The organism is Pseudomonas fluorescens, assembly GCF_030344995.1.
GTDB lineage: Bacteria > Pseudomonadota > Gammaproteobacteria > Pseudomonadales > Pseudomonadaceae > Aquipseudomonas > Aquipseudomonas fluorescens_BF.
In genome coordinates this window covers 4920740-4938169 of sequence record NZ_CP128260.1, presented here as the reverse complement: position 1 = coordinate 4938169, position 17430 = coordinate 4920740, and the positions used below count along the sequence as shown (strand labels likewise).

At 61.6% G+C, this 17430-nt stretch carries 16 protein-coding genes; 10 read left to right on the top strand and 6 right to left on the bottom strand.

Annotation, left to right across the window (positions count from 1 at the left end):
• Nucleotides 1-60 precede the first annotated feature (60 nt).
• From relA to QR290_RS22075, 3 genes are read left to right on the top strand one after another with little or no spacing between them, the layout of a single operon-like run.
• The gene (gene relA / locus QR290_RS22085) at nt 61-2304 is read left to right on the top strand and encodes a GTP diphosphokinase (protein ID WP_007957789.1); all 2244 of its coding nucleotides are present in this window, start codon (nt 61-63) and stop codon (nt 2302-2304) included.
• A 5-nt stretch (nt 2305-2309) separates the two neighbouring features.
• Nucleotides 2310-3143, top strand: coding sequence for a nucleoside triphosphate pyrophosphohydrolase (gene mazG / locus QR290_RS22080; RefSeq protein ID WP_115079987.1), 834 nt, complete (start codon nt 2310-2312; stop codon nt 3141-3143).
• A gap of 26 nt (nt 3144-3169) precedes the next feature.
• Nucleotides 3170-3712 carry a DUF2058 domain-containing protein gene (locus QR290_RS22075; RefSeq protein ID WP_007957793.1) on the top strand — a complete coding sequence of 181 codons (543 nt, stop codon included), beginning with the start codon at nt 3170-3172 and terminating at the stop codon, nt 3710-3712.
• A gap of 98 nt (nt 3713-3810) precedes the next feature.
• Here QR290_RS22075 and QR290_RS22070 read toward each other — a convergent pair whose 3' ends face one another.
• From QR290_RS22070 to QR290_RS22045, 6 genes are all read right to left on the bottom strand, one after another.
• Nucleotides 3811-3999, bottom strand: a complete 189-nt coding sequence (locus QR290_RS22070; RefSeq protein WP_007957795.1) for a hypothetical protein — start codon at nt 3997-3999, stop codon at nt 3811-3813.
• 392 nt (nt 4000-4391) lie between these two features.
• On the bottom strand, nt 4392-5612 hold the full coding sequence (gene fabB / locus QR290_RS22065) for a beta-ketoacyl-ACP synthase I (protein ID WP_289203613.1): 1221 nt from the start codon (nt 5610-5612) through the stop codon (nt 4392-4394).
• Nucleotides 5613-5623: 11 nt separating this feature from the next.
• Nucleotides 5624-6139 (bottom strand): 3-hydroxyacyl-[acyl-carrier-protein] dehydratase FabA, encoded by a 516-nt coding sequence (gene fabA, locus QR290_RS22060; protein ID WP_003227150.1) that lies wholly within the window; start codon nt 6137-6139, stop codon nt 5624-5626.
• A 247-nt stretch (nt 6140-6386) separates the two neighbouring features.
• Nucleotides 6387-8288 carry an ATP-binding protein gene (locus QR290_RS22055; protein ID WP_115078882.1) on the bottom strand — a complete coding sequence of 634 codons (1902 nt, stop codon included), beginning with the start codon at nt 8286-8288 and terminating at the stop codon, nt 6387-6389.
• Nucleotides 8285-9217: an ABC transporter substrate-binding protein gene (locus QR290_RS22050; protein WP_115078881.1), complete on the bottom strand. Its 933-nt coding sequence runs from the start codon at nt 9215-9217 to the stop codon at nt 8285-8287. Before QR290_RS22050 ends, QR290_RS22055 begins: the two co-directional genes overlap by 4 nt.
• Nucleotides 9218-11341: a TonB-dependent receptor plug domain-containing protein gene (locus QR290_RS22045; RefSeq protein WP_115078880.1), complete on the bottom strand. Its 2124-nt coding sequence runs from the start codon at nt 11339-11341 to the stop codon at nt 9218-9220.
• A 196-nt stretch (nt 11342-11537) separates the two neighbouring features.
• Between QR290_RS22045 and QR290_RS22040 the strand changes: the two genes are divergently transcribed.
• The 7 genes from QR290_RS22040 (at nt 11538) to QR290_RS22010 (ending at nt 17366) form a co-directional block, all read left to right on the top strand.
• Nucleotides 11538-12563, top strand: coding sequence for an NAD(P)H-dependent glycerol-3-phosphate dehydrogenase (locus tag QR290_RS22040; RefSeq protein WP_007957803.1), 1026 nt, complete (start codon nt 11538-11540; stop codon nt 12561-12563).
• An 18-nt stretch (nt 12564-12581) separates the two neighbouring features.
• The gene (locus tag QR290_RS22035; RefSeq protein WP_115078878.1) at nt 12582-12929 is read left to right on the top strand and encodes a DUF4389 domain-containing protein; all 348 of its coding nucleotides are present in this window, start codon (nt 12582-12584) and stop codon (nt 12927-12929) included.
• A complete protein-coding gene (gene sixA / locus QR290_RS22030) occupies nt 12926-13378 on the top strand; it encodes a phosphohistidine phosphatase SixA (protein WP_007957806.1) in 453 nt (150 codons plus the stop codon). Before QR290_RS22035 ends, sixA begins: the two co-directional genes overlap by 4 nt.
• An 81-nt stretch (nt 13379-13459) precedes the next feature.
• Nucleotides 13460-15115 carry an AMP-binding protein gene (locus tag QR290_RS22025; protein ID WP_289203612.1) on the top strand — a complete coding sequence of 552 codons (1656 nt, stop codon included), beginning with the start codon at nt 13460-13462 and terminating at the stop codon, nt 15113-15115.
• Nucleotides 15116-15146: 31 nt separating this feature from the next.
• Nucleotides 15147-15590, top strand: a complete 444-nt coding sequence (locus tag QR290_RS22020) for a hotdog fold thioesterase (protein ID WP_007957810.1) — start codon at nt 15147-15149, stop codon at nt 15588-15590.
• A 118-nt stretch (nt 15591-15708) separates the two neighbouring features.
• Nucleotides 15709-16515: an alpha/beta fold hydrolase gene (locus tag QR290_RS22015; protein ID WP_115078876.1), complete on the top strand. Its 807-nt coding sequence runs from the start codon at nt 15709-15711 to the stop codon at nt 16513-16515.
• Complete coding sequence (locus QR290_RS22010; RefSeq protein ID WP_289203611.1) at nt 16512-17366, top strand: alpha/beta hydrolase; 855 nt, start codon at nt 16512-16514, stop codon at nt 17364-17366. The genes QR290_RS22015 and QR290_RS22010 overlap by 4 nt, the downstream gene beginning before the upstream one ends.
• The last annotated feature ends 64 nt before the right edge of the window (nt 17367-17430 follow it).

Here is a 17430-nt window from a genome sequence, read left to right as displayed (position 1 = left end):
GGGCATTGAAGGTCAGTGATTTGACGCATTGAATCTGCGTCGTAGGGAAGGTAAAGCAAGATGGTACAGGTGAGAGCACACCAGCCGATCAACACTGACGGCAGTATCAATCTCGAGGCTTGGCTCGATCATGCGGTCAGTGTCGATCTGGCACTGGATCGCGAAGCCTTGAAAGAGGCCTGCGAGTACGCTCGCCAGGCCGAGCAACAGTCCAATGCGGCGAAGAATCTCTGGTCCGAAGGCAGCGGCAGTTTCAGCACGGGCCTCGAGATCGCCGAGATCCTCGCCGACCTCAAGCTCGATCAGGATTCGCTGGTGGCTGCGGTTCTCTATCGCGGCGTGCGCGAAGGCCAGATCGAACTTGCGGCGGTCAGCCAGCGCTTCGGCCCGGTGGTCGCCAAGCTGATCGACGGCGTGCTGCGCATGGCGGCGATCAGTGCCAGCCTCAGCCCTCGCCAGTCGATGGTCCTCGGCACCCAGGGCCAGGTGGAAAACCTGCGCAAGATGCTGGTGGCGATGGTCGACGACGTGCGTGTCGCGCTGATCAAACTCGCCGAACGTACCTGCGCGATCCGCGCGGTGAAAACCGCCGACGACGAAAAACGTAACCGGGTCGCCCGGGAAGTGTTCGATATCTATGCGCCGCTCGCGCATCGACTCGGCATCGGTCATATCAAATGGGAACTGGAGGACTTGTCCTTCCGTTATCTGGAACCCGATCAATACAAACAGATCGCCAAGCTGCTGCACGAGCGGCGGCTGGACCGCGAGCGTTTCATCGCCGACGTGATGACCCAGCTCAAGGACGAATTGCAGGCCACCGGCGTCGAGGCCGACATCAGCGGCCGGGCCAAACACATCTATTCGATCTGGCGCAAAATGCAGCGCAAGGGTCTGGAATTCAGCCAGATCTACGACGTGCGTGCGGTGCGCGTGCTGGTGCCGGAAATGCGCGACTGTTATACCGCGCTCGGCATCGTCCACACCCTGTGGCGACACATCCCGAAAGAGTTCGACGACTACATCGCCAACCCGAAAGAGAACGGCTACCGCTCGCTGCACACGGCGGTGATCGGTCCGGAAGGCAAGGTGCTGGAAGTCCAGATCCGGACCCATTCGATGCACGAAGAAGCCGAGCTCGGTGTCTGCGCGCACTGGCGCTACAAGGGCACCGACGTCAAGTCCGGCTCGAACCACTACGAAGAGAAAATCTCCTGGCTGCGTCAGGTCCTCGAGTGGCACGAAGAGCTGGGCGACATCGGTGGTCTGGCCGAACAGCTGCGGGTCGATATCGAGCCGGACCGGGTCTATATCTTCACCCCGGACGGTCACGCCATCGACTTGCCGAAGGGCGCGACGCCGCTGGACTTCGCCTACCGCGTGCACACCGAGATCGGGCACAACTGCCGTGGCGCGAAGATCAACGGGCGTATCGTTCCGCTCAACTACAGCCTGCAGACCGGCGAGCAGGTCGAGATCATCACCAGCAAGCACGGCACCCCGAGCCGTGACTGGCTGAACCCGAACCTCGGCTACGTCACCACGTCGCGGGCGCGGGCGAAGATCGTGCACTGGTTCAAGCTGCAGGCACGCGATCAGAACGTCGCGGCTGGCAAAACCCTGCTCGAGCGCGAACTCAATCGCCTCGGCCTGCCGGCGGTGGATTTCGACAAGCTGGCCGACAAGGCCAACATGAAAACCGCCGAAGACATGTTCGCCGCCCTCGGGGCCGGCGACCTGCGTCTGGCGCAACTGGTGAATCTGGCGCAGCAACTGGTCGAGCCGGAGCGCGGCAACGAACAGCTGGAACTGATTCCGCGCAAGGCGACCGGCTACAAACCGGGCAAGCGCGGCGACATTCAGATCCAGGGCGTCGGCAACCTGATGACCCAGATGGCCGGCTGCTGCCAGCCGTTGCCGGGCGATGCGATCGTCGGTTACATCACTCAAGGCCGTGGCGTGAGCATTCACCGTCAGGACTGCGCCTCGGTGCTGCAACTGGCCGGGCGCGAGCCGGAGCGTATCATCCAGGTCAGCTGGGGCCCGGTGCCGGTGCTCACCTATCCGGTGGACATCGTCATCCGTGCCTACGACCGTTCCGGTCTGTTGCGTGACGTCTCGCAGGTGCTGCTCAACGAGCGGATCAACGTGCTGGCGGTCAACACCCGCTCGAACAAGGAGGACAACACCGCGCTGATGTCCCTGACCATCGAGATTCCGGGTCTGGACGCGCTGGGGCGGTTGCTGGGGCGGATTTCCCAGTTGCCGAACATCATCGAAACGCGGCGTAACCGGACTCCATGAAACCGATCTACAGCCTTGAAGACCTGTTGCACCTGATGAACCGTCTGCGCGACCCGCAGTACGGTTGCCCGTGGGACATCAAGCAGACTTACGCGACCATCGTCCCGCACACCCTTGAAGAGGCCTACGAAGTCGCCGACGCCATCGAGCGCGGCGACTTCGACCACTTGCAAGGCGAGCTGGGCGATCTGCTGTTTCAGGTGGTGTATTACAGCCAGCTGGCGCGGGAAGAAGGGCGGTTCGAATTCGCCGGGGTGGTCGACAGCATCACCCGCAAGCTGATTCGTCGCCATCCGCACGTATTCCCCACCGGCGATCTGTATGCGCCGCTGGATGTACCGCGTCTGAACGAAGAGCAGGTCAAGCAGCGCTGGGAGGAGATCAAGGCCGAAGAGCGCGCCGAGAAATCCGCCGAGCCGCAGCAACTGTCACTGCTCGACGATGTGCCGGCCGCGTTGCCGGCGTTGTCCCGCTCGGCCAAGTTGCAGAAGCGCGCAGGTCAGGTCGGTTTCGACTGGCCAGATGCGTTGCCGGTGCTGGACAAGGTCCGCGAAGAGCTCGATGAAGTGCTCGAAGCCATGTCCGAAAATGACCCGCAAGCGGTGGCCGACGAAATTGGCGACCTGCTGTTTTCCGTGGTCAATCTGGCCCGGCATCTGAAGGTCGATCCGGAAACTGCACTGCGTGGCGCCAACGGCAAGTTCGAACGACGTTTCCGTTTTATCGAACAGGCATTGCGCGACACCCACCGCCCCATGGAAGATTGCACCCTCGAAGAGTTGGACGCCCTGTGGGGCGAAGCCAAACGTCAGGAAAAGAATTTGCCCAGCTGCGGCTGAGCCGTTGCCTAAGTGAGTAAGCATCAATGAGCCTTTCCCTTCGCGACCAGTTGCTCAAAGCAGGGCTGGTCAACCAAAAGCAGGCCAAACAGGTCAGCAAAGACAAGCAGAAACAACAGCGTCTGGCCCACAAGGGCCAGATCGAACTGGATGACTCCCAGCAGCGTGCTGCCCAGGAAGCCCAGGCCGAGAAGGTCAAGCGCGACCAGGAGCTGAACCGTCAGCAGCAGGAGAAGGCCGAGGCCAAAGCCCGCGCCGCCCAGGTCAAGCAGTTGATCGAAGTCTCGCGTCTGCCGAAGCTGACGACCGAGGACTACTACAACTTCGTCGACGACAAGAAGGTCAAGCGCATCTCCGTCAACACGCTGATGCGCAACAAGCTCAGCAGCGGTTCGCTGGCGATCGTGCACCATGCCGGCGGCTATGAAGTGATTCCTCGTGAGGCGGCCCTGAAGATTCAGGAGCGCGATCCTCAGCGCATCGTGCAGCTCAACGAGAAGGTCGAAGAGGTCAATGCCGAGGACGATCCGTACGCGGCTTATGTGATCCCTGATGATCTGATGTGGTAAGCGGGTTTTTGCCGGGCTGCGAAATGGCCCTGAAGCACCCAATAACGACAAACCCCGCTCATGGCGGGGTTTGTCGTTTTCAATGCTGTGGTTTTGACTCAGGCGGACTTCAGATCCCGCTGGCGTTCTTGCAGTTCCAGTTCGGCCTTGTAGTTGTGGGCGTCGATCTCGTTGTGGAACATGCCGACCAGCAAGTCTTGTTGATGCACATCCCAGATCCGTACGCCGGCGGCTACGCCTTCATGGGACATGTGTGAATCGTCGCGTTCAGTTACTTTTACAGTCATCTGCTAGCTCCAATCTCTGTTATCTGCAGCAAGGCGTGTGCAGGACTCTTTTATAGAATTTGTTAGCCTGCTAAGTAAACGCCCGATTTGTGCAATGTATTCTTGCGAAATCTGCAACAGCGCTGGAGCCCCCTGAATCCGCGACATTCAGTCGCAGGGCATTGAGTTCCATGACAAAAGCTTCATGTTCCTGACGGCGATTTTCAATCAATTCACCGACCCTGTGGGAGCGGGCTTGCTCGCGAATGCGATTTAACACTCAACATTTTTGTCGACTGACCCACCGCTTTCGCGAGCAAGCCCGCTCCCACAGGAGGTTGTGTTTATGGCTGGCAAAAAAAAACGCCCCGAACCAGTCGGGGCGTTTTCATGTGCGGCTCAGCGCAAGGGAATTACTTGCCTTCCCAACGCTTCAGCACGAGGGTGGCGTTGGTGCCACCGAAGCCGAAGCTGTTGCTCATCACGGTGTTGATGGTGGCGTTCTCGCGGGTCTTGGTCAGCACCGGCAGATCGGCCACTTCAGTGTCCAGTTCGTCGATGTTGGCGGAACCGGCGATGAAGTTGCCTTCCATCATCAGCATGCAGTAGATCGCTTCGTGAACGCCGGCGGCGCCCAGGGAGTGACCCGACAGGCTCTTGGTGGAGCTGATGGCCGGGGCCTTGTCACCGAACACTTCACGCACACCTTTCATTTCCGCGACGTCGCCGACCGGAGTCGAAGTGCCGTGGGTGTTCAGGTAGTCGATCGGGGTGTCGACGGTGGACAGCGCCTGCTGCATGCAGCGGATTGCGCCTTCGCCGCTTGGAGCCACCATGTCGTAGCCGTCGGAGGTCGCGCCGTAGCCAACGATTTCGGCGTAGATCTTCGCGCCACGGGCCAGAGCGTGTTCCAGCTCCTCGACCACGACCATGCCGCCACCGCCGGCGATGACGAAACCGTCACGGTCGGCGTCGTAGGCGCGGGAGGCTTGTTCCGGGGTGTCGTTACGCTTGCTGGACAGAGCGCCCATTGCGTCGAACAGGAACGACTGGCTCCAGTGCTCCTCTTCACCGCCACCGGCGAACACGATGTCCTGCTTGCCCATCTGGATCTGTTCCATGGCGGTACCGATGCAGTGAGCACTGGTGGCGCAGGCAGAAGCGATGGAGTAGTTCAGGCCCTTGATCTTGAATGGCGTGGCCAGGCAAGCCGAAACGGTGCTGCTCATGGTCCGCGTTACACGGTACGGGCCGACGCGCTTGACGCCTTTCTCGCGCAGGATGTCCAGCGCTTCCATCTGGTTCAGGGTCGACGCGCCGCCGGAACCTGCGATCAGGCCGGTACGCGGGTTGGACACCTGCTCTTCGGTCAGACCGGAGTCGGCGATGGCGTCTTTCATGGCCAGGTAGGCGTAAGCCGCTGCGTGGCCGACGAAGCGATAGATCTTGCGATCGATCAGCTCTTCAAGGTTGAGGTCGATGGAGCCGGAAACCTGGCTACGCAGACCCATTTCGGCATATTCCGGGTTGAACCGGATGCCAGGGCGGCTTGCACGCAGGTTAGCGGAGACGGTCTCTTTGTCATTGCCCAGGCACGAAACGATGCCCAGACCAGTGATAACGACGCGGCGCATGCGAATAACCCTTAGAAGTTGTCAGTGGAGGTGAACACGCCGACGCGAAGGCCTTCGGCGGTGTAGATTTCGCGACCGTCGACAGTCACCGAACCGTCGGCGATGGCCAGGTTCAGCTTGCCCTTGAGGACGCGTTTGATATGAATGTTGTAGGTGACTTTCTTGGCGGTCGGCAGGACCTGGCCGAAGAATTTCACTTCGCCCGAACCCAGCGCACGGCCACGGCCCGGCAGGCCTTGCCAGCCCAGGAAGAAGCCGACCAGTTGCCACATGGCGTCCAGACCCAGGCAGCCCGGCATCACCGGATCGCCTTCGAAGTGGCACGCGAAGAACCACAGGTCAGGGTTGATATCCAGCTCGGCGACCAATTCACCTTTGCCGTACTTGCCGCCTTCTTCGCTGATCAGGGTGATGCGATCCACCATCAGCATGTTCGGGGCGGGCAGTTGCGCGTTACCTGGGCCGAACAGCTCACCGCGACTGCAGCGCAGCAGGTCTTCCCGAGTAAAGGCGTTTTGTTTGGTCATGCGAGCTCCTCAATAATCCCATGCGGCAGGTGGGGCAAATCTTCCCGGCCGATCGACGCGTTCATGCCTCGTACCGGCAGCCTACTCATAGACTATTGCGTTGTGGTGAAAGTCACAGCACCAAGGACATGAATGTACACTTGTGCACTGAAATTTTTATTCAAGCCCCTTTTGAGGCTCGTTCGGGTGCCTAAGACTGCCGCACTTTCGCTTTTCACGCCAGTCGCAGATGCTCGAAAGGGCCCCGTTACTGCACCCAGCGCTGCAGAATCTGCTGCAGATCATTGCGTTTGAATGGCTTGGCCAGGTAATCGTTCATGCCCGCCGACAGGCAGTTTTCCCGGTCGCCCTGCAACGCATTGGCGGTCAGGGCGATGATTGGCACATGGCCGCAGCCGGGCAGGCGGCGGATCTGTCGGGTCGCCTCGTAACCGTCGATGAGCGGCAGGCGGCAATCCATCAGGATCGCCTCGAACCGGTTGTCCCCGGCACTGCGCACCGCCTGCACACCATCGGTGGCGACGCTGACGGTAAAGCCCAGGCTGCGCAACATCGCTTCGATCACGGTCTGGTTGACCGGATTGTCCTCCACCAGCAGCACATTGCGTCCCTCGCCGTGACCGTCGCCGTTCAGCGTGCGCGGTGCCGCCAGTGCAGGCAATTCCTGCTTATATAGAGCCAGTGGTATTTCCAGGGTGAATACCGATCCGCGACCTTCTTCGCTCTGAGCGCGCAAGGTGCCGCCCATCCGCTCGGCGAGGGTGCGGGCAATCGGCAGGCCCAGGCCTGTGCCGCCATAACGACGGGAAATCGAACTGTCGGCCTGCTGGAACGCGTTGAACATCAGCTCCAGGCTCTCCGGCGAAATACCGATGCCACTGTCACGCACCGCGCAGGTGAACCACAGCAACTCGTGATCCAGCGACTGCCACTGCGCCTCGATGCTGACGCGCCCCTGTTCGGTGAACTTCAGCGCATTGCCGACCAGGTTGACCAGAATCTGCCGGATCCGCGTCGGATCGCCCTGTACCTGCAAGTCGCGCATGTCTTCGGGGATCCGCAGTTGCAAGGCCAGCCCGCGTTGCGCCGCGCTGTGCTGGAACGACTGGGCGCAGGCGCCGATCACTTCGGCGAGGTTGAACGGAATGTGCTCCAGCTCCAGTTCCGAACGCTCGATGCGCGAGAAATCCAGAATGTCGTTGATCACCTTGAGCAGATGCTCGGTGGACTCGGAAGCCAGCGCCGCGTACTCGACCTGCTCCTCGGTCATGTCGGTGGTTTCCAGCAATTGCAGCATGCCCAGCACGCCGTTCATCGGGGTGCGCAGTTCATGGCTCATCATCGCCAGGAAATCCGATTTGGCGTTGTTGGCCTTCTCCGCCTCTTCACGGGTCTGGATCAGTTGCGCCATCGCCTGATGTTGTTCACGGCTGGCCTGTTCCAGCGCCTGGGCCAGATTGTTGATGTGCTGGGACAGGGCGCCCAGCTCGGTGTCATCGACAATCGGCAGCGGGGTCTTGTAGTCACCGTCCTGAATCGCCTTGACCGCATTGCCGATGTCGCGAATCGGCTGCGACAGGCTGCCGGCCAGTCGCCGCGCCAGGACAAACGTGAAGAGCAGGGCGAACAGCGCCAGAATCCCGGCCTTGAGCAGGATCTCCTGTTGGCGCTGACTGAAGGCGTCGTTGGACAGACCGACGATCACCCGCCCCAGATAATCCTCGCTGGCCACACCGGGGCTGCTCTTGCCGTCCTGAAAGAAATCGTTGTGCAGGGCGATGCGTTGCAGCCGCACCGGCGCCTGGAACACTTCGACCTGATGCGGACGGTTGTGCGCATCCGCCGGCTGTTCGACGTAGGCCAGAATCCGGTTGGCGCTGTCCTGCACTTCCAGAAACCGCACGTTCGGCGTGGCCAGCGTGGCCTTGAGCAGGCTTTCCAGCACTTCGTTGTTGCCGGAAATCACCCCGTATTCGGTGGCCGGTGCGAGCTGGTTGGCGATCAGTTGGCCGGTGTGGTTCAGCTCCTGACGCAAATCCTGAATGCGCACGAAGGTGAAAAAGCTGATCAGCAGCAAGGTCAGCAACAGCGCAGGGCCCAGGCTGATCAACTGGGTGCGGGTGTTGATGTCCCAACGGCGGAAAATCATGGGCGGCGCTCTCCTTCGGCCAGCTCTGCGGCGACAGACGCTTCATTCATCGGTTCTATCCCTAGTGAACGAGCCACCTGCGCATTACTTGAGACTTTAAAACGCCCGGGATAGAGCGTGCGCGGCCAGGTGGCCGGTGGCCGGTCGAGCAATTCGTCGAGGACTGCCAGCCAGTCGTTCTGATCGCTATAGGTACTGGCCAGGCTGCCGGCGCGAACGAAAGCGACATTCGGCCCGATCAGCGCCAGTTGCCGAGAGTAACTGCTGAGCAAAAGGTTTTTTGCGGTTTTCGGGTTGTACAGGTCGGGGTCGTCGAGGCCCAGCAGCACATCGCTGTTTTTCAGCACCGTCTGCAAGGGGCGGCTGTCGTGGGTGTTGTCCCAGCGTTGCGGGACGATTTGCAGATTCAGCGGCTGGGCGGCTGATTGCAGCTCCTTGAGCAGGAACTCGCTGTGCTGATCGAACAGCACGCCGACTCGCCCGGCCTGGGGCAGAATCCGGCGGATCAGTTGCAACTGACGACTCAGCGGCGGATCGGCCCACAGTAGGCTCAAGTGGGGTGGCTGCATGTCGCCGAAGCGTTGCCGGGCCTGCAAACGGCTGATGCGCAGGACCAGCGTCGCCGGGCCCTGGCTTTCCTGCATGCGCCAGTCGAGGCTCGGCAAATCGAGCAGGATCAGGCGCAGGCTCGACGGCAACTTGCCCGGCGCCGGCAGGCTGGCCAGCGGCTGGAAATGTACGCGGTCGGTCGGGCGCAGTTCGCTCAGGGCCTGAACGAAGGACTGCACGCCGGGGCTTTCCTCGGCGCCGGTCAGCAGAATATCGGCCGCCTGCACGGCCACGCCATGCAGCCACGCTGTCAGGAACAGACAAAGCCCGGCCAGCCATTGGCCGAGCGTTGGCATCTTCCGTGACATGGCGTAGCGCATCTAGAACTCCAGCTCGGCGCTGAAATACACCACCCGGCGTTCGTCGTAATTGTTGTCGACGAAGGTGGTCGGCTCATGGTCGAGCCGTTGTTGCAGCACGCCGGCCAGTTGCAGTTGGGCCTTGCCCAGAGCGATGCGTTTGGCGATGCGCGTGTCGACCCGCTCGAAACGGTAACCGTTGAGTGCGTTGTCACCGTAATAGAAGAGGGCGCTGTTCCAGCCGTGGCCCCAATCGCGCAGCCAGCCCGCCGAGCCGCTGTTGCGCGCGGTGAATTGCTGGTCCAGCGGGTTGCTCGCCTCGGCGTCGACGAAGGCGTAGGTCAGGCGCAGGCGGTCGGCCGCACTCAGGCGCCAGTCGATTTGCGTCTCGGTGCCGCGAAATCGCGAATCGTTGGCGTTGCTGGCGATGTACTGATTGTTGCGCAGCGGCTCGCTGATCATCCCGGTGATTTCGTCGTAGAACAGCTTCACGTCCAGCGCCAGGCCCCACTCCGGGAAAAAGCCGTTGTAGCCCAGTTCCCGCGAGCGCATGTGTTCCTGGTCCAGATCGCCGGGGCCCCGGGTCTTGACGAAGTAGCGGGCCGAAGACTGGCCATAGGCGGCGGGCCGCAGGTTGGTCACCTGATAACTCCAGTTGACGTTGTTCTCGAACATGTCCGGCGAACGGATGGCTTCCGAATACACCGCGCGCAGGCTGTGGCGCGGGTTGAATAGGTAGTTGACCGCAAACCGGGGTGTCAGCGAGCTGCCGATCAATTGTGTGTCTTCGAACATGGCGCCGCCCTGCAACAGCCAGTGTTCGCTGGCGCGCCATTCGAGTTGGCCGAAGGCGCGCCAGGTTGTGTCGTCCAGCGTGCCGTTGAAGTAGGTCTCGGAATCGGCCCGGTCGTAACGATAGTTCAGGCCGCTGACCAGACGCAGGCTATCGGACAGGCTGAGGGTGTCCTGCAATTCGAGGTCGTAGCGCGATTCCCGTGCACTCTGGTCGATGTCGCCGCACAGAGTCTGGCGCGCGCCGTTGCGCCACTGGTTCAGCACCTGATTGGCCAGGGCCATTTCCTGCGGCGTGCCGGCGGGTGCGCCGGGGCCGGTGAACAGGGTCATGTTGCGGGCCAGGCGTTCGGTGTAGTTCGGGTTGAGTTGCCACAGCTCCGTCAGTTGCGGGCTGAACGACACTTCGGCGTCACAGGCGCGCCAGGTCTGCTGACGGTCCCAATGTTGTGCCGAGCCTTGGACATAAAGGCTGTGATCCGGGTTGAGGTCCAGGTTCCAGCGCACCGAACCGGCGTAGTCCTTGGCAATCACGTCGGAATTGTTCCCGGCAGCGGTAATCCCGGAGAACACCGGACGGTAGGTATACGGCCGTTGATTGGTCCCGTCCTTGGCGTTGATCTGCCAGTCCAGGCTCTGGTTGTCGCTGAGCGTCTGGCTGACGGCGAGACTGAAACGGTTCAAGCGGCGGTTGTCGCGGTAATCGGCGCCGGTGCGGTCACTGTCAAAACCGTCGTCTTCCTGGCCGGACAGCGACAGACGCAGATCGCCGCCATTCCAGCCGGTGCTCTGGCTGGCATAGAAGTCGTTGATGCCGCGCTGGCCGCGCGTCAGCTTCAGTCGTGTGCCATGGCTGTCCGCCGGATTACGAGTGATGATGTTGACCACCGCCATCAGTGCGTTGGCGCCGTAGCTGACGGTGTTCGGGCCGCGAAAGACTTCGATGCGCTCGATGTCTTCCATGGCCACCGGGATGTCGCTCCAGTCCACGGTCGCGAGACCGGCGCGGTACACCGAGCGGCCGTCGATCAGCACCTGCATGCGTCGGGCTTCAGTGGCGTTGGTCCCGTGATAATTCACCACTGCCTGATTGCCGCTGATGTTGCCGACCATCATCCCCGGCACCAGTCGCAGCAGTTCGCTGATATCCCGGGCGCCGCTGGCGGCTATCAGTTCGCTGTCGAGCACGGTCATGCTGCCAGGGACTTCCGCCGGTGACTGTTTCAAACGGGTGGCGGTCAGGATTTGCGGCAAGGCCTCACTGTCGACAAACAGGTCGTCCGCCAATAGCACCGGGCTGAACAGCAGCGCCAGCAGCAGGGACGAACGCGGGGAAGGGGGGCCAGAAAACACGACGCAGCCTTGATAGCAAAGAATTGGCGCGCATGTTAACCGAGGTCGACGACTTTTCCAGTCACGTTGCAGGCATTTTCCTCGGTTTTATTGGTCTTCTTCCTACAAGTGCGGGTAATTGACGCCGGGGCTGTCCGAGAAGGGGACGCTCCGTATAATGCCGGCATCGCCACTGGTATGGATTAACGGATTACATATGACTGAACAGCGCCCGATTGCGGTCCTGGGAGGCGGAAGTTTCGGTACCGCCGTGGCCAATCTGTTGGCCGAGAACGGCCATCAAGTCCGGCAGTGGATGCGTGACCCCGAACAGGCCGAGGCCATCCGGGTCAATCGCGAGAACCCGCGTTACCTCAAAGGCATCAAGATTCTGCCCGGCGTGACCGCGGTCACCGACCTGCAGGAAACCCTCGACGCCTGCGATTTGTGTTTCGTCGCGTTGCCGTCCAGCGCGCTGCGCACGGTACTGGCGGCGCATGCCGAACGCCTGAGCGGCAAGATGCTGGTCAGCCTGACCAAAGGCATCGAAGCCCACACCTTCAAACTGATGAGCCAGATTCTCGAAGAGATCGCTCCGCAGGCGCGCATCGGCGTACTGTCCGGGCCGAACCTCGCGCGGGAAATCGCCGAACACGCGCTGACCGCCACCGTGGTCGCCAGTGAAGACGAAGAACTCTGCAAAGCCGTGCAGGCCGCGTTGCATGGCCGCACCTTCCGCGTCTACGCCAGCGCCGACCGTTTCGGTGTGGAGCTGGGCGGGGCACTGAAAAACGTCTACGCGATCATTGCCGGCATGGCAGTGGCGCTGGAGATGGGCGAGAACACCAAGAGCATGCTGATCACTCGCGCCCTGGCCGAAATGACACGGTTTGCGGTGAATCAGGGCGCCAACCCGATGACCTTCCTCGGTCTGGCCGGGGTCGGCGATCTGATCGTCACCTGCTCGTCGCCGAAAAGCCGCAACTACCAGGTCGGTTTCGCCCTCGGTCAGGGCTTGAGCCTCGACGAAGCGGTGTCGCGCCTCGGTGAGGTGGCCGAAGGGGTGAACACCTTGAAAGTGCTCAAGGCCAAGTCTCAGGATGTCGGCGTGTACATGCCACTGGTCGCCGGACTGCATGCAATCCTGTTCGAGGGGCGCACGCTTGAGCAGGTGATCGGTCTTCTGATGAGAGGCGAGCCGAAAACCGACGTCGACTTTATTTCCACCAGTGGTTTCAACTGATTCAGCAGGGAGCAGGGCATGAACGATCCGAAAACCGAAGCCAAATATGAATCCATCCTCCTGCGGGTGTTGTGGATGATCATCTACGTGCTGGTCTGGCAGGTAGCGCAGTTCATCCTCGGCGCGGTGGTGCTGGTGCAGTTGATCTATCGTTTGATCTATGGCGCCCCGAGCGCCAGCCTGATGAATTTCGGCGACAGCCTGAGCCAGTTTCTGGCGCAGATCGGTCGTTTCGGCAGCTTCCACAGCGACCAGAAACCCTGGCCGTTCGCCGACTGGCCGACGCCGCGTACTCCGGAAGGTGAAGCGCCACACGTTGTCGCGCCGGCACCGCATCCGGCCCGGGATGAGGAACCCAAGCTATGAAACTCTGGGTATTGCGTCATGGTGAGGCCGAGCCCTATGGCTCGCGCCCCGACTCCGAGCGAGAACTGACCGCCCACGGTCGCAAGGAAGTGTTGAGCAGCGCGGCCCGTTTGATGGGCCAGCCGCTGACCGCCATCTACGCCAGCCCGTACCTGCGGGCGCAGCAGACGGCGCAACTGGTACGCGAAGCCCTCGGCTTCGAGCCGGAGATCCGCACCGTCGAGTGGCTGACCCCGGAAGTTGATCCGGACCGGGTTGCCGAGCAACTGGTGTCGGTGAGCAACGTGCTGTTGGTCAGCCACAATCCGCTGGTGGGAAATCTGCTCAGCTACCTGCAACACGGTGCGGGTTACCCGCCGGAAAAGGTCAGCACCGCCGGGCTGGCCGAGCTCGAACACAGCGAATTGCTGATCGGTTCGATGACGCTCAACAGCCTTAAACATCCCTGAAATTTTTTGTACGAAATAGTCAACCAAGCACTTGCTTGGTTGACTACGCTTGCTCCAGACCAAAAAACAGGAGCGAGTCGAATGTCTTCCGCCTTCCGTTTGCCGCTGGACGTGTTTTACGAACGCGAGGCCCGGCACCCGCGTCAGCGTTTTCTGGTGCAGCCGATCGGCGGCGGGCAGGTGGAGACGCTGACCTGGGCCGACGTCGGCCATCAGGCCCGCTGCGCCGCGCACTGGCTGCGATCCCGGGAGTTGCCGCCAGGCAGCCACATCGCCCTGATCTCGAAAAACTGCGCGCACTGGATCATCGCCGACCTGGCGATCTGGATGGCCGGGCATGTCTCGGTACCGCTCTATCCGAACCTCACCGCCGAATCCGTGAATCAGGTGCTGACCCACTCGGAAAGCGTGCTGGCGTTCATCGGCAAGCTCGATGACTGGCCGGGCATGTCAGCGGGTGTGCCGGCCGGTCTGACGACGGTCAGCCTGCCGCTGCATCCACCGGGCACGTTCGATTTCAACTGGGACGATGTGCAGCGCAGCTCGCCGATCCAGGACGATCCGCGTCCCGCCGCCGATCAATTGGCGACCATCATCTACACCTCCGGCACCACCGGCCTGCCCAAGGGCGTGATGCACAGTTTTGCCAATCTCGGGTTCGCGACGACGCGCGGCACGCAGCTGTTCGGGCTCAATGAGAACGACCGGCTGCTTTCGTATCTGCCGCTGTGTCATGTGGCCGAGCGGATGTTCGTCGAACTGGCATCGATCTATACCGGGCAGACGGTGTTTTTCGCCGAGAGCCTCGATACCTTCCTCGCCGATCTCAAGCGGGCGCGGCCGACGGCGATGTTCGGTGTGCCGCGGATCTGGACCAAATTCCAGATGGGCGTCTACAGCAAGATCCCGGCGAAACGTCTGGATTTCCTCCTTGGGCTGCCCTTCATCGGCAAGCGGATCGGCCACAAGGTGTTGGCCGGATTGGGGCTGGATGCCTTGCGCGTGGCGCTGTCCGGCGCGGCGCCGGTGCCACTGACCTTGTTGCGCTGGTATCAGAAACTCGGGCTCGACGTGCTGGAGGTCTACGGCATGACCGAAAGCTGCGGTTATTCGCACATCTGCCTGCCGGGGCAATACAAGGAAGGCTGGATCGGCCGGCCGTGCCCCGACGTGGAAGTGCGCATCAATGAGTCCGGCGAAGTGCAGGTGCGCAGCCAGGCGAACATGCTCGGCTATTTCAAGGAGCCGCAGAAAACCGCCGAAACCCTCACCGAAGACGGCTTCCTGCGCACCGGTGACAAGGGCGAGCAGGACGCCGAAGGACGTTTGCGCCTGACCGGGCGGCTCAAGGAAATCTTCAAGACCAGCAAGGGCAAATACGTCGCTCCGGCGCCGATCGAAAATCGTCTGGCGGTGCATTCGCGGATCGAACAGGTCTGTGTGGTCGGCGATGGCCTGAGTGCGCCGCTGGGGTTGTGCGTGCTCTCGGCCGTGGGCCGGGAAGAGCCCCGCGCGCCGCTGCATTCGAGCCTGGAAAAACTGCTGGAGGAGGTCAATGCCGTGCTCGACAAGCACGAACGCTTGCGCCGGCTGGTGGTGGTCAAGGACAGTTGGGCAGTGGAGAACGGTTTTCTCACACCAACCCTGAAAATCAAACGCAACATCATCGAAGACACCTACGGTTCACGTTTCGAAGAATGGAGCGAGCGCAGCGAGGCGGTGCTGTGGCAGGATTGAGCGTCGATCAAAACAACAAAGGAAGCCTGCGATGACCTTGTGGCGCACCACTCCGAACATCGAGCAGTTGAACGCAATCCAGAAAAACACCATCGGCGAAGTGCTGGACATTCGCTTCGAGTCCTTCGATGAGGAATCGCTGACGGCCAGCATGGTCATAGACCATCGCACCCATCAGCCTTACGGCCTGCTGCACGGAGGCGCCTCGGTGGTGCTGGCCGAGACGGTCGGCTCGATGGCCAGTTACCTGTGCATCGACGCCAGCAAGTTCTATTGCGTCGGCCTGGAAATCAATGCCAACCACTTGCGCGGCCTGCGCAGCGGACGGGTGACGGCGGTGGCCAAGCCGATCCACATCGGCCGCACCACCCACGTCTGGGACATCCGCCTGACCAGCGATGAAGGCAAGGCCAGTTGTGTGTCGCGCCTGACCATGGCGGTGGTGCCGCTGGGAGAACAACCGCCGGCGCGTTGATGGCGCAAGCGTCATAGCCCTGACCGGACTGTCATCATTCCTGGCAGTTACGGTCATTGCTGTAGGACGCGGTCTTACGGACAATCAACGCCTGTTTTCCGCTCATGGATTTGCCGGTATGTCGCAACCGATCTTCTTCGCCCACGCCAACGGTTTCCCTTCGGGCACCTACGGCAAACTGTTCGCGGCGCTGGCGCCCGAGTACCGGGTCGCGCATCTGGAACAACATGCCCATGACCCGCGTTTCCCGGCGGGTGACAACTGGTACCACCTGGTTGACGAACTCATCCATCATCTTCAACAGCAAGATGAACCGGTGTGGGGCGTGGGCCATTCCTTCGGCGGCATGCTGCATCTGCACGCCGCACTGCGTTGCCCTGAACTGTATCGGGGCGTGGTGATGCTCGACTCGCCGGTGCTGACCCGCACCGATCAATGGGTGATCCGCGCCGCCAAGCGCTTTGGTTTCATCGACAAACTGACGCCGGCCGGCCGCACGCTGGGGCGCCGCGAAGAGTTTGCCGATCTGGACAGCGCCCGTGGTTATTTCGCCGGTAAAACCCTGTTCCGCAGTTTTGATCCGGAATGCTTCGATGCCTACTTGCAGCACGGTCTGCACAAGGTCGGCGACAAGCTGCGCCTGCGCTTCGATCCTGCGACCGAGATCAGCATCTACCGCGGCGTGCCGCACACCAGTCCTGCGCATACCCGGCAATTGAAAGTACCGCTGGCGGTGGTGCGCGGGCACAAGAGCCGTGTGGTGATGAACCATCACACCCGATTCGTCGGACGCCTGCCTCAAGGCGAGTCGCTGACAGTGCCTGGCGGGCACATGTTTCCGCTTGAACGCCCGCGGGACACCGCGCAATTACTGAAAAACCTGTTCGATCGCTGGGAGCGCCGGCAAGACAAGGATTGCGCATGAACCCCGCCGTCGAAGAAGTGCGCCTGAGCCTGCCGCATATCGAACTGGCGGCGCACCTGTTCGGCCCGGAAGACGGGTTGCCGGTGATCGCCCTGCACGGCTGGCTGGATAACGCCAACAGCTTCGCGCGCCTGGCGCCGAAGCTCAAAGGCCTGCGCATCGTGGCTCTGGACATGGCCGGTCACGGGCATTCCGGGCACCGGCCGAATGGCGCCGGTTACGCACTGTGGGATTACGCCCATGACGTGCTGCAGGTCGCCGAACAACTGGGCTGGAAACGTTTCGGCCTGCTCGGGCATTCCATGGGCGCCATTGTTTCGCTGGTGCTCGCGGGATCGTTGCCCGAACGCATCACCCATCTGGCGTTGATCGACGGGGTGATTCCTCCTACCGACAAAGGCGAAAACGCCGCCGAGCGCATGGGCATGGCCCTGCAGTCGCAGCTCGATCTTCGGGAAAAGCGCAAACCGGTCTACAACACCCTCGACCGGGCGATCGAAGCGCGGATGAAAGGGCTGGTAGCGGTCAGTCGCGAAGCCGCCGAACTGTTGGCGCAGCGTGGATTGATGCCGGTGCCCGGCGGTTACACATGGCGCACCGACAACCGTCTGACCTTGCCGTCGCCGCTGCGTCTGACCCAGGAACAGGCAATGGCTTTCGTACAGCGCATTGCCTGCCCTGCGCAACTGGTGGTCGCCGCCGACGGCATGCTGGCCAAACATCCGGAGCTGCTGGAACGTCTACCCTTTGACCGGGAACAGCTGCCGGGCGGGCACCATCTGCACCTGAACGATGAGGCCGGGGCCGGCCTTGTCGCAGACTGTTTCAATCGGTTCTTCGCCATTCCTTGACTTGCTCCCGGCAACTGTCGAGGCTGGGCGGGTTGAAATGGGAGACAACCAAGATGGATTTCTA